Raw genomic sequence first — 12449 nt, forward strand, 5'->3', positions numbered from 1 at the left:
ATACCAGGCTGCCCCGTCGCGCCCCGTGCCGGGGTTCATCGCCGAGTTCGAGTAGGGTCAGACGACTTCGCGCAGGCGCTCCGCCGTCTGCAGGTCGACGGAGACGAGCTGGGAGACGCCCTGCTCGGCCATGGTCACGCCGAACAGGCGGTTCATGCGGGCCATGGTGATCGGGTTGTGGGTGATGATGATGAAGCGGGTCTCGGTCGATGCCGCCATCTCGTCCATCAGGTTGCAGTAGCGCTCGACATTGTGGTCGTCGAGCGGCGCGTCGACTTCGTCAAGCACGCAGATCGGCGCGGGATTGGTGAGGAAGACGGCAAAGATCAGCGCCATGGCCGTCAGCGCCTGCTCGCCGCCCGAAAGCAGCGTCATCGTCTGCGGCTTCTTGCCCGGCGGGCGGGCGAGGATTTCCAGGCCCGCTTCGAGCGGATCGTCGCTCTCGATCAGCTGCAGCTCGGCGGTGCCGCCACCGAAGAGATGCGTAAACAGCCGCTGGAACTGCACGTTGACCACGTCGAAGGCGGCGATCAGCCGTTCGCGGCCTTCACGGTTGAGGTTCTGGATGGCGCTGCGCAGCTTGCGGATCGCCTCGATGACGTCATCGCGCTCCTTCAGAAGCAGGGCGAGTTTTTCGGAGAGTTCCTTCTGCTCCTCCTCGGCACGCAGGTTGACCGCGCCGAGCCGTTCGCGCTCGATCTTCAGCCGCTCGAGTTCGCGCTCGATGTTGCGCATGTCCGGCAGCGCCTCGTCGACAGCAAGCCCGGTCAGGCGCATCACCTCGTGCGGCGCACAGGAGAGCGCTTCCTGGATGCGCCCCTCGATCTCGACGCGGCGCTCGCGCGCGGAAACCAGGCGCTCCTCGGCGCGGCCGCGCTTCTCGCGCGATTCCGCCAGTTCGGAAAGCGCGGTTGCGGCCAGCCGGTCAGCCTCGCGCTGACGGTTTTCCGCCTCTGCCAACACATCGGCGGCTTCGCGTCGTGCGGCTTCCGCCTTCTGCAGCTCGTTCATCAGCGCGCGGCGCTTGTCGTCGAATTCGTCAGGCGCGTCGATCAGCTCCTCGACTTCCTCGCGGGCTTCCGCCTCACGGTCGCGCAAAGTGGCGATGTGTTCCTCGGCGCTTGTAGCGCGGACTTTCCAGGTCTGCCGCTCTGCGGCAATCGCGCTGATGCGCCGTTGGCGGGCCTCGTTCTCCCGAGCGAGCCCATCATGGGCAGCACGGCACTCGGCGACGGCAGCCCGATCGGCGGCAACGTCGGCCGTCTGCGTGCGCAGCCGGAGCTCCAGTTCAGAGAGATCGGGCGCATCCGCAAGCGCATCGTTGGCCGTCTCGATCTGCTCGGACACTTCCTCGACCTGAGCCTCGATCTGGCTTCGCGATTCGGCCAGCACCGCCCTCCGGCGGGAGAGGTCTCCGGATGCACGCTCGGCAGCAGCGAGCGCATCGCGCGCCTCGGCGACCTGTCGCGTGATCATGCGTTGTGCGTCGCGCGCAAACCGCAGCCGTTCGTCCTCGGCGCGAATGCGCGTGCCGGCAGCAGCAAGCTCGGCTTCCGCACGGCCCAGCGCCTCAGCCGCATCCTCAGCCTCGGTGTCAAGTTCAGCCAGGCGGTTCTTCTGCGCGAGCCGTAGCGCCGCAGCGCTCGGAGCCTCGGAGCCGGTGACGTGGCCGTCCCAGCGCCAGACGGAGCCCTGCTTGGTGACGAGGCTCTGACCGGGCTTGAGCCGCGGCAGCAGCCGCTCGGCTTCCGCCTCGCTCGCAACGATGCCGATCTGTTTGAGCGCGCGGGTCAGTGCGTCCGGCGCTTTCACGTGAGCCGTCAACGACGACACGCCTTCTGGCAGTTCCGCGTCACTGGCGTGCTCGCCAGGCTCGCGCCAATGGGCCGGCGCATCCCTGTCGAGCGGCGAATCGAGATCATCACCAAGCGCGGCACCGAGGGCCGTCTCGAAGCCACGATCGACCTGCATCTCCTCGACAACCGCGTGATAGGCGCCGCCAGCGACCGCTTCCAGCATGCGCCGGATTGTGCGCGCTTCCGTTTCAATACCGTTCAGGGTGGCGCGCGCCCGTTCGACCGGCGGGCGCGCCTCAACCTCGGCGCGACGCGCTTCGGCCAGGGCCGCTTCGATCGCGAGTACATTGGCTTCCGCCTCTTCCAGCGCCGCTTCGGCGACCTCGACCTGCCCCTGCTTTTCATGCGGGTCCGGGAGCGCCGCCATCTGGCGGTCGAGTTCGTCAAGGTCGCGCGACTGATCGGCCAGCTGACGGGCAAGCCGCGCCTGGCGCTCCGACAGGTCACGCAGCGTGCGTTCCAGCTGGTTGCGGCCGGCCTGCGCCTCGGCCCGCTCGGCAGTCAACCGCGCGAGGAGAGCTTCGCTTTCGGCAAGCTTGTCATTGGCCTCTTCCAGCCGCTCGCGCGCTTCGCTCGCGCGGTCGTCGGCTTCGGCGAGCATGTCGCCGAGTTCGGCCTCCTCTTCATCGAGCCGTGCCAGAATGCCAGCATTGTCGACCACGAGCCGCTCTTCGCGGGCAATGTCTTCAGCCAGTTGTGCCAGCCGGCGCTGCAGTTCGTCGCGCCGGCGCAGGATGCGGCCGGCATCCTCCTCGAGCTGCGAGCGGGCGATCTGCAGGCGCTGAAGGGCTGCGGCGAATTTCGCTTCGTTTTCGCGCAGCTCCGGCAGCTTCAGGCTGGCAATTGCCTGGTCCTTGGCCGCCTGCATCTGCGTCTGCGCCTTTTCCGCAACCAGCCCCGTGATCTGGTTGAGCTGGCTCGTCGCCTCGGCCTCCGCCTCCTTGGCCTGAACCCAGCGGATGTGGAACAGAATCGCATCATGCTTGCGGATATCGGCCGAGAGCATCTTGAAGCGGTTGGCCTGGCGCGACTGGCGCTTCAGGCTTTCGATCTGGCTTTCGAGCTGCGAGGTTACGTCGTCAAGGCGCTCGAGATTGGTCTCGGCGGCACGCAGGCGCAGCTCCGCTTCATGGCGGCGCGAGTGCAGACCGGAGATGCCGGCAGCTTCTTCCAGGAGCTGGCGACGGGCTTGCGGCTTGGCGGAGATCAACTCACCGATCCGCCCCTGTCCGACCATCGACGGCGAGCGCGCGCCCGTCGAGGCGTCGGCGAACAGGAGCTGCACGTCCTTTGCGCGCGCTTCCTTGCCGTTGATCCGATAGACCGATCCCTGCTCGCGCTCGATGCGGCGCGTCACCTGGATCTCGTCGCTGTCGTTGAAGGCGGCCGGCGCCGTGCGGTCGCTGTTGTCGAGATAGAGACCGACTTCGGCGGTGTTGCGCGCCGGGCGGTTGCCGGATCCCGAAAAGATCACGTCGTCCATGCCCGAGGCGCGCATGTTCTTGTAGGAGTTTTCCCCCATCACCCAGCGCAGCGCTTCGACAAGGTTCGACTTGCCGCAGCCGTTCGGCCCGACGACACCGGTCAGGCCCCGCTCGATGATGAACTCGGTCGGTTCAACGAAGGATTTGAAGCCGAGGAGGCGGAGCTTGTTGAACTTCATGCGGGTGACACTGGGGTGATGCTTCCCCCCCCTCTGCCACGCTCACGAATAAAAAAAACGGGCGCACAGCTGCTGCCGTCGCCCGTTTTCCGGAAAAGCGAAGGATCAGAGCTTGCTGTCGATGAGGGCCGACATAACGTCAACCGACATGTCCCCCGAATAGTGCTCACCATTGACGAAGAAGGTCGGCGTCGACTGAACGCCGAAGTCCTTTGCGCCGCGTTGCATAACAGCGTTCACATCATCCAGAAGTTTTTGGTTCGTCAAGCAGGCCTCGAAGCTCTCCTGTGTAAAACCGGCGAGTTTGGACATTTGCAGCAGCGCATCGCGGCCGTTCTGGGCTCCGGCCCACTGCTGCTGCTGCTTGAACAGCATCGAGATCATCGGGAAGTACTGGCCTTCCGGGGCGCAGCGCGCCAGCATGAAGGCGGCAGCCGCCCGCGGATCGAACGGGAATTCGCGCAGCACGAAGCGAACCTTGCCGCTATCGACATACTTCGTCTTGATCGCTTCGAAGGTGTTGTTGTGGAAGGCCGCGCAGTGCGGGCAGGTCATCGACATGTATTCGACGATGGTCACCGGCGCATTGGCGTCGCCGATCGCCATTTCCGGCAGGGCACCCGGCTCCATGAGCTTGGCGGCGTCAACAGAGCCTTCCGACGAGGGAAGCTCGACCTTGACGGGAGCGGCGGTCGATTGAGCGACCTGCGTTTCTGCCGGCTTGGTTTCTGCGGCTGCAGGGGTGGCGGTCGTCGATGCGGTGGTCGTCGCGTCCGTTGCCGGCTTGGTTTCCGTCTTTGCTGCCGTCTCGCTTGTCGCAGCCGGCGCGGTCGAGGCCGTCTCCTTCTTGTCGTCGCTGCAGGCGGCAAGCACCAGGGCGACGGTGGCGATGGCGGCACCGCTGAGCAGGCGTTTGGTAAGGTTCATTGCGGAAGCGGACATGATTTGACCCGTGTTCGGAGGGAATTGAGTGCGGATTCGATAGCTTGCCGCGCGCAGGGCGGCAAGTGGCGCGACGTCAACAGAATTCAAAGAATTGTGACCACCCGATGGTCCCGCCGAACGCGTCCCGATCTTTCGGACGATCCTTGCACTTCAGGCTTTCGATTTGCCGCATGGCGCTATCGCGAACCGCTGCGCACGTTTGCGCGGGGGAGATGCCTTAGCGGCGCCGGGGATTGAGGACGGCAGTCCCAAGTCGCCGCAGCGCCGCCTTGAGCTCCTCGCTCTCGATGCCTTCGACCATCGCCTCCAGCCGGCGCGCGGGCTCGCCCGAAAGCGGCTTCGGCTTGCCAGGGTGCTTTATCTGAGGCGACACCGGCTTCTGGACGATGCGCAACTGGCCGATCGCATAGAAGCCGAAGAAGCCGTTGATGCGCTGGATCAATTCGCCTTGCGCGTGGGTCAGGAAAAGCGCACGCGCGCCCTCACAGGCAACTGTCAGCACACCCGGCTGATGGCCGCCCTCTCCGGCCATTTCGGAGGCGCGGCGTGGCCAGGCGATCTTTTCGGGTCGCGTGCAATCGGCGAAATCCTCACCGGCAATTTCGTCCCAGGAGCCGAGCAGCATGGTGTTGATACCGGCCCGCTTGGCAAGCACGGGATCAATCAGGCCGTTGGCGACTTCGCTGATCTGGACGACGCCCTTGCGGGTCTTTGGCACGCTCACGTATGGACTTTCTGTAGGCAATGTCGATTGAGCCTTGATGACACGGCTCCGCTTCGCCAAGTATAGGCCGGAAAGAGAACTCCCGGCAAATCATGCACGATACGATACCGGTGGCCGACGCCGCCCCCCTCCTCCTTGAATGGTACGACAGGCATCACCGCGAGCTGCCCTGGCGCGTTTCTCCGCCGATGGCCATGCAAGGAATCGTCGCCAATCCCTATCACGTCTGGCTGTCCGAGGTCATGCTGCAGCAGACCACGGTACAGGCGGTGAAGGCCTATTTCGAGAAGTTCCTGTCGCTGTGGCCGACCGTCGAGGACCTGGCGCGTGCCGAAAACGAAGATGTGATGAAGGCCTGGGCGGGGCTCGGCTACTATGCCCGCGCCCGCAACTTGAAGAAATGCGCCGAAGCCGTCGCCAACGAGCACGGCGGCCGCTTCCCCGACACCGAGGATGGACTGATATCGCTGCCGGGTATCGGCAACTATACGGCCGCAGCGGTCGCCGCGATCGCCTTCAATCGCAAGAGCGCCGTGCTCGACGGCAATGTCGAGCGCGTGATTTCGCGTCTTTACGCGATCGAGACGCCCCTGCCCGCTGCAAAACCGGAGATGCGGGACCGCGTGGCATTGCTGACGCCGGATAAGCGACCGGGCGATTTCGCCCAGGCGATGATGGATCTGGGTGCAACGATCTGCACCCCGAAACGACCGGCCTGCTCGCTCTGTCCCTTCCGCGCCCACTGTCGCGCGCTTTCCGTCGCCGATCCTGAAACCTTTCCGCGCAAGGCAAAGAAGAAGGATAAGCCGCTGCGCCGCGGTGCCGCCTTCGTCGCGATCGATGCCGACAACGCAGTCTATCTGCGCAAGCGCATCGAAAGTGGCCTGCTTGGCGGCATGACCGAAGTGCCCGGCACGGACTGGACATCGCGACAGGACGGCGACACGTCGCTCGCGTCCCAGCCGTTCGCCGCGGCCTGGGAAGACTGCGGCACGATCAGCCATGTTTTCACGCATTTCGAGTTGCGTCTGTCGGTTTACCGCGCCAATGTCGCGCGCGCCGGAACGCAGGGCAACGGCTGGTGGGAACCGGTCGAGACCCTTGCGGCACAGGCATTGCCAACGGTCATGAAGAAGGCGATCGCCCAGGCGATCCCGCATGCCTTCAAGGCCGAGCGCGAATAGATCGAAGAAGGAATGCAGTCATGAGCAGCACCGACATCCGCCACATCGTCTTCGACATCGGCAAGGTGCTGATCCACTACGACCCGAACCTGCCCTACAGCCGCCTCATCCCCGACGAAGTGGAGCGGGAGTGGTTCTTCGCCAATGTCTGCACGCATGACTGGAACATCGAGCAGGACCGCGGTCGTCCCTGGGACGAAGCCGAGGCGCTGCTGATCAAGGATTTCCCCGATCGCGAGGAGCATATCCGTGCCTTCCGCAAGCATTGGCAGGAGATGGTGCCGCATGCCTATGTCGAAACGGTCTGCCTGATGGAGCGGCTGATCGCCGAGGGCCGCGACGTGACGATGCTGACCAATTTCGCCTCCGATACCTTCCGTGAGGCCCAGCAGCTTTATCCGTTCCTGACCCTGCCGCGCGGCGTCACGGTTTCGGGCGACGTCAAGCTGATCAAGCCCGACATCGCCATCTACGAGAAGCACACCCGGACCTTCGACCTTACCCCGTCGGCGACACTCTTCATCGACGACAGCGTTCCGAACGTCGAAGCAGCACGACTGGCAGGCTGGCACGCGGTCCACTTCGTCGATCCGGAGAAGCTGAAGGTCGACCTTTCGGCCTACGGCCTCCATCCATAGACCAGTCTGAAGCGACGATCGCCGGATGCCGCGCAGTGTCCGGCGGCACGATTTCGCCACGAATCGCCATCACCACCTGTGATTGTTGTGTCGCAGGAGTACTCTATGAATAATTTAGCATTTTCCGTGATCCGTGAGGGCGCCGCCAGGCACGCGCTGATCAACGAGCTCTTCGCAGCAACCGAGGCCAGCCTTCGCGAAGAGGTTTCGCCGGAAGAGTTCGCGGAGCGTTTCGCTGATACCCGCTTCATTGTCGCCAGACGCGATGCAGAACTGGCGGGCTGGATCACCCTTCGAGCGCGCACCACGCATGGCGACGAGCGGGCTGCCGATCCCGGCATGTTGGCCATGCCGCAGCACGATCTCAACGATCCGGAAATCCTGGCGGAACTCTTTCGGCTTGCCGCGATAGAAGCAGGCCCGGAGGGTATTATCTGGCATTCCCGAACAACCGCCCTCAACCAGCAGGTCGTCGAAATGACAGGTGCGGTCGCGCTTCGGGACCTGTTCAGGACCTGGCAAGCGCCCCGCGAACGCTGGCAGGCCGCAACCGAGACGGACGGGGCCGTCGTCCACGCCGTCCGCGCGCCCCTTCCTGACGATCTTCTGGCCAAGTACCTGGATTTCCTCACGCGCGCGGGGATTTCGAACTGCAATGGAGAGACCTGCACCACGAGCTGGGATGCGGACGCGGTCGCCCAGAGCTTCGCAGACAGGGATGCGGGCGGGCTGCTCATGCAGATGCTGGAACATCAGGACCGCGTCGTCGCTGAGGCCTCTGCCTTTGTCTGGAGCGATGAGATGATGATCAACATCACCGAACACGACGCCCCCGCTCCTGGGCTGGTCGCCATGGTCGCCGCCCTGCTTCAGCGCTTTCCTGCCGCTCATCCTGAAATCGGCATCGCCACGGTCGAATTGCAGGATTACGAAAGAGCGCGGCTGGAGCCTGTGCTCGCCGCTTGCGGCTTCGAAGACAAAGGGCCGCGCACGCTCTTCCATTTGCGGCCAAGAGACGACGCAAGGCCCACCGGCTGACATGAAATACAAACGCCCGGAATCCTTTGGAGGATTCCGGGCGTTTAAAGCGCTCCTTCCGGGACTGAAGGTACAAAAACCAGTCGGAGCACTTTTTCGAAGGATCGGGCGGAACTGGTTGATCAGTTCAGTTTTGCCAGACCATTTCGAATGACGGTTCTGAGTTCGTCGATGGGCTTCAGGGTGTTCCCCTCTTCGAAGTGCCAGAATGTCCATCCGTTGCATGCATCAAGCCCCTGGACCTTGGCGCCCAGGCGATGAATTGAGCCGGCCTCGCCGCCGGAAGCGACTGTGCCGTCGGCGCGGACGATCGCGCTGTAGCGGCGCTTGGCGTCCGTAAGCACAGTGCCGGGCTTGATCAGGCCGCTTTCGATCAGCGTGTTGAAGGCGACACGCGGTTCGGCCTTCTTGCCGGTCATGACCGAGAGCATCGCCTTGCCGAGCGGCTCGACCGCATCAATGCGGGCCGAGGCCGCATCGATATAGTCCTGCTCGCGCTCGATGCCGACGAAGTGGCGGCCGAGACGCTTGGCGACGGCACCGGTCGTGCCAGAGCCGAAGAAGGGATCGAGAATGACGTCGCCCGGCTTCGTCGATGCCATCATGATGCGGGCAAGCAGCGCCTCCGGCTTCTGGGTCGGGTGCACCTTCTTGCCGTCGTCATCCTTCAGCCGCTCGTGGCCCGAGCAGATCGGAAACAGCCAATCGGAGCGCATCTGCACGTCGTCGTTGGCCGCCTTCATCGCATCGTAGTTGAAGGTGTAGCCTTTGGCATTGGCGTTCGGCGTCGCCCAGATCAGCGTTTCATGGGCGTTCTGGAACCGGCGGCCCTTGAAATTCGGCATCGGGTTGGTCTTGCGCCAGATGATGTCGTTGAGGATCCAGAAGTGCAGGTCCTGCAGGATCGCGCCGACGCGGAAGATGTTGTGATAGGAGCCGATGACCCAGAGCGTGCCGGTCGGCTTCAGCACGCGGCGGCAGGCGAGCAGCCAGGCGCGAGTGAAGGCGTCGTAGGCTTCGAAGGAGGCAAACTGGTCCCACTCGTCGTCGACGGCATCGACCACCGACTGGTCGGGACGGGTCAGCATGCCGCCGAGCTGGAGGTTGTAGGGCGGGTCGGCGAAGACGACGTCGACCGAATTGTCGGGAAGCGCATTGAGCGCGGCCACGCAGTCACCCTTAATGATGGTGTCGAGCCAGCCCTGCGGGCGGGCGGAGCGGGAGACTTCGGCAAGCGAAACAACAGATGACATGGACAACTCGCAAATACGCTTACTCGGGACGAACTATGGAGCTTATGGTTACCGAAGATGGTTACCAAAGCCTGAAGGCCGTTTCGAAAAAGTTCGTAATCACGCTATGTTAGCAAGGCCTTTTGCTGCGCGGCCTCACCTGTTGTCGTGAAATTCCCGGCTGTCGGCCGGTGCCTCGTGGCGCTCGTTCATGCCGTAGTCGCGAATGACGGAGGCAATGCGCAGGCGGTAGTCGGCAAAGACGCCATGCCGCCCCGCATCCTGTGCGTAGCGGTGTTCTGTGCTTGTGCGCCAGGCCTTCACCGCCTCCTCGTCGCGCCAGAAAGACAGGGAAAGGACCTTGCCGGGATTGGTGAGGCTCTGGAACCGCTCGATCGACAGGAAGCCATCGATGTCGTCAAGCAACGGGCGCAGGTCGGCGGCTATGCCGAGATAGGCGTCACGCTGGCCTTCGGCCGGTAGCACTTCGAAGATGACGGCGATCATTCACTTTCCTCCTTGGGGCGAAGAGACGTTTTTCAGGAAGATGCGATCCTCCTTCAGGATAAACCGTTCGCGCCGTGAAAAGGCATAGTTCTCCCGCCCGAGCGGGTCGGCGGCAAGACGGGCGCGGTAGGCCTCGTAGGCGGCAAGGCTCTCGATATTGTAGACACCGTAGGCGGTTGTCGCCGACCCCTCGTGCGGGCCGAAGTAACCGATGAGATCGGCGCCGCAACGTGGAATGGCCTCGCCCCAATTGCGCGAATAGGTGGCGAATTCCTCCTTCTTGAAGGGATCGATCTCGTAGCGGATAAAGCAGGTGATCATCGTCGTCTCCTTGTGGCTGGACAATGCGCCAGCGCCTTCGATGAGGTGACTATGCCTGCTTGTTCGACGCGGATGCTTCGACTACGATCGAAGTATGAAGGAAGGTCCAGACATCGCTCTCATCGGCTCGCTGATCGGCGATCCCGCCCGCGCCAACATGCTGACGGCGCTGATGGGCGGCCGTGCGCTGACGGCAACGGAGCTTGCGACCCATGCCGGGATCACGCTGCAGACCGCCAGCTCCCACCTTTCCAAGCTCGAGGCCGGAGGTCTGCTCAGCCAGCGCAAGCAGGGCCGCCACCGCTACTTCCAGCTCGCCGAGGACGAAGTCGGGCTGATGCTCGAAAACCTCATGGGCTTTGCCGCAAGCCGCGGCATGAACCGCCATCGGCCCGGCCCAAAGGATCCGGCGCTTCGAAAGGCGCGCGTCTGCTACAATCACCTCGCCGGCGACTATGGCGTGCGCATGTATGACAGTCTGATTGCCGAAAGGCAGATCGAGGTCACCGGCGACGATCTGGCCCTGACCCCGGCTGGCCAGGACCGGATCGAGGCGCTCGGCATCGACTATTCTGCCTTGCAAAAATCCCGCCGCCCGATCTGTCGCACTTGTCTCGACTGGAGCGAGCGCCGTTCGCATCTTGCCGGCTCGCTCGGCGAGGCGCTGCTGACGCTCTTCATCGACAAGGGTTGGGCGAAACGCGAGGCAAACAGCCGCGCCATCCGCTTTACGGCCAATGGCGAAAAGGCGTTTACAGAGCTTTTCCCGCAATAGTTCGGAAGTCAGCCGACGATCGAGAACGCCTCGCGGGTTTCGCCTGCGGCGGTCCGCACCGGCGTCTTGCCGATCCACCCCACGTGACGTTCGAGGATCTTGGCAGCCTCATCGCCGCGCCCCTCGCGCAGGGCCGCAAGGATGGCGCGATGGTCGTGATCGGTGCGAGCCTCCCAGCTCGTACGCCAGGCCGAAAACAAGAAGCGGGCGCTTGCCGCATGCAGATCGTCGATCGCGGCGAGAAGCCGGGGCATGCCGCACGGCTCCAGGATCACCCGGTGGAAGGCGCGGTTGGCCGCCTCCCAGGACCGCACGTCCCGCGAGGTATCGGCGGCAACCGTTGCTGCTTCCGCCCGGTCGAGGATCGCCGGCGTCAGATGCGGGATGGCATGACGAAGCGCCAGAACCTCGAGCACCGCGCGCATTTCGGCAACTTCCCGCACCTCCTTCAGGTCGAAGGAGGCGACACGCACGCCGCGCCGCGGCTCGCTGACGGCAAGGCCCTGGGCCTCCAATCGCCGAAAAGCTTCGCGAACGGGAACGTGGCTCGCGCCGAATTCCTCGGCGATATGATCCTGGCGCAGACGCTCCCCGGGCATCAAAATGCCGGAGATGATCCTCTCGGCCAGGGCCCTGCTGATGCGACTTGCAAGCGTATCGTCCAGTTGCTTTTCCATCGCCTACTGATAGAGCCGCGAAACAATGCTGTCGAGCAAGCGGAACGACCGTTTCGATAATTTCCAAAGGTTGAGCTTTCGGCCGCCTTCGTATAAAGCTCTGCCGTACGAAAGCCCCACGCCGCGCGAGCTCACCTCCCCCCGCCTGCGGCGTCTCCTCCTCCCAGGGAATTGTTCCAAATGACCGGTATCGATCTCATCATTTTTGATTGCGACGGCGTTCTCGTCGATTCCGAAATCATCGCCTCTGAAGTGGAGGCAGCGTTGCTCACCGAAGCGGGTTACCCGATCAGCGTAGAGGAAATGGCGGAGCGTTTTGCCGGCATGACCTGGCACAACACGCTGCTGCAGATCGAGAAGGAAGCGAGCATCCCGCTGTCCGCCTCGCTGATCGACAAGGTCGACACGATCCTCGACGAGCGGCTGGCGCGCGACGTTCAGATCATCGAAGGCGTCAAGCCGATGCTGGCGCAACTGAAGCTGCCGCATTGCATCTGCTCCAACTCCACCTCGGCGCGGCTTGCCATGATGCTCGGCAAGGTCGGCATCAAGGATCATTTCGGCCGCCATATCTATTCTGCCCGCGACCTTGGCGCCGACCGCGTCAAGCCGAAGCCGGATATCTTCCTGCACGGCGCCAAGCAGATGGGCGTCGCCCCATCCCGCGTGCTCGTCATCGAGGATTCTGTGCACGGCATCCATGGTGCCCGCGCCGCCGGCATGCGCGTCATCGGTTTTACCGGCGGCTCGCACACCCATCCCTCGCACGCCGACCAGTTGACGGAAGCGGGCGCGGAGACGGTGATTTCGCGCATGTCGGCACTGCCCGGCGTGATCGCAGCCCTTTCCGAATGGTCGGAATCGCTGACGGCCTGAAGCGCTGCCGCCG

The 12449-nt window shown here is 63.8% G+C and carries 12 protein-coding genes; 5 read left to right on the plus strand and 7 right to left on the minus strand.

The genetic code is table 11. The features are described 5' to 3' along the window. Positions 1-57 precede the first annotated feature (57 nt). The 3 genes from smc to VGO04_RS13475 all read right to left on the minus strand — a co-directional run bounded on the left by smc (position 58) and on the right by VGO04_RS13475 (position 5188). On the minus strand, positions 58-3519 hold the full coding sequence (gene smc, locus VGO04_RS13465) for a chromosome segregation protein SMC (protein ID WP_327496452.1): 3462 nt from the start codon (positions 3517-3519) through the stop codon (positions 58-60). 105 nt (positions 3520-3624) lie between these two features. After that, positions 3625-4461, minus strand: a complete 837-nt coding sequence (locus VGO04_RS13470) for a DsbA family protein (protein ID WP_327496453.1) — start codon at positions 4459-4461, stop codon at positions 3625-3627. A 220-nt stretch (positions 4462-4681) separates the two neighbouring features. Then, a complete protein-coding gene (locus tag VGO04_RS13475) occupies positions 4682-5188 on the minus strand; it encodes a DUF721 domain-containing protein (protein ID WP_327496454.1) in 507 nt (168 codons plus the stop codon). A gap of 92 nt (positions 5189-5280) precedes the next feature. On the opposite strand from VGO04_RS13475, the gene mutY reads away from it, so the two are divergent. The 3 genes from mutY to VGO04_RS13490 all read left to right on the plus strand — a co-directional run bounded on the left by mutY (position 5281) and on the right by VGO04_RS13490 (position 8048). Beyond that, positions 5281-6372, plus strand: a complete 1092-nt coding sequence (mutY, locus tag VGO04_RS13480) for an A/G-specific adenine glycosylase (RefSeq protein ID WP_327496455.1) — start codon at positions 5281-5283, stop codon at positions 6370-6372. Between the two features lie 20 nt (positions 6373-6392). Continuing rightward, positions 6393-7010 (plus strand): HAD family phosphatase, encoded by a 618-nt coding sequence (locus VGO04_RS13485; RefSeq protein WP_327496456.1) that lies wholly within the window; start codon positions 6393-6395, stop codon positions 7008-7010. 105 nt (positions 7011-7115) lie between these two features. Next, on the plus strand, positions 7116-8048 hold the full coding sequence (locus VGO04_RS13490) for a hypothetical protein (protein ID WP_327496457.1): 933 nt from the start codon (positions 7116-7118) through the stop codon (positions 8046-8048). 122 nt (positions 8049-8170) lie between these two features. On the opposite strand, the gene VGO04_RS13495 is transcribed toward VGO04_RS13490, so the two are convergent. From VGO04_RS13495 to VGO04_RS13505, 3 genes are all read right to left on the minus strand, one after another. Then, positions 8171-9301: a site-specific DNA-methyltransferase gene (locus tag VGO04_RS13495; protein ID WP_327496458.1), complete on the minus strand. Its 1131-nt coding sequence runs from the start codon at positions 9299-9301 to the stop codon at positions 8171-8173. Between the two features lie 135 nt (positions 9302-9436). Continuing rightward, positions 9437-9787 carry an antibiotic biosynthesis monooxygenase gene (locus tag VGO04_RS13500; protein ID WP_327496459.1) on the minus strand — a complete coding sequence of 117 codons (351 nt, stop codon included), beginning with the start codon at positions 9785-9787 and terminating at the stop codon, positions 9437-9439. Next, positions 9788-10108 carry an NIPSNAP family protein gene (locus tag VGO04_RS13505; protein ID WP_327496460.1) on the minus strand — a complete coding sequence of 107 codons (321 nt, stop codon included), beginning with the start codon at positions 10106-10108 and terminating at the stop codon, positions 9788-9790. Between the two features lie 94 nt (positions 10109-10202). Here VGO04_RS13505 and VGO04_RS13510 point away from each other — a divergent pair, with 94 nt between their 5' ends. Further along, positions 10203-10883, plus strand: a complete 681-nt coding sequence (locus VGO04_RS13510; RefSeq protein ID WP_327496461.1) for a winged helix-turn-helix domain-containing protein — start codon at positions 10203-10205, stop codon at positions 10881-10883. 8 nt (positions 10884-10891) lie between these two features. Here VGO04_RS13510 and VGO04_RS13515 read toward each other — a convergent pair whose 3' ends face one another. Beyond that, positions 10892-11560: a GntR family transcriptional regulator gene (locus VGO04_RS13515; RefSeq protein ID WP_327496462.1), complete on the minus strand. Its 669-nt coding sequence runs from the start codon at positions 11558-11560 to the stop codon at positions 10892-10894. Positions 11561-11740: 180 nt separating this feature from the next. Here VGO04_RS13515 and VGO04_RS13520 point away from each other — a divergent pair, with 180 nt between their 5' ends. Continuing rightward, complete coding sequence (locus tag VGO04_RS13520; protein WP_327496463.1) at positions 11741-12436, plus strand: HAD family hydrolase; 696 nt, start codon at positions 11741-11743, stop codon at positions 12434-12436. Positions 12437-12449: the final 13 nt, after the last annotated feature.

The organism is Ensifer sp. (genome assembly GCF_035999185.1).
GTDB lineage: Bacteria > Pseudomonadota > Alphaproteobacteria > Rhizobiales > Rhizobiaceae > Ensifer.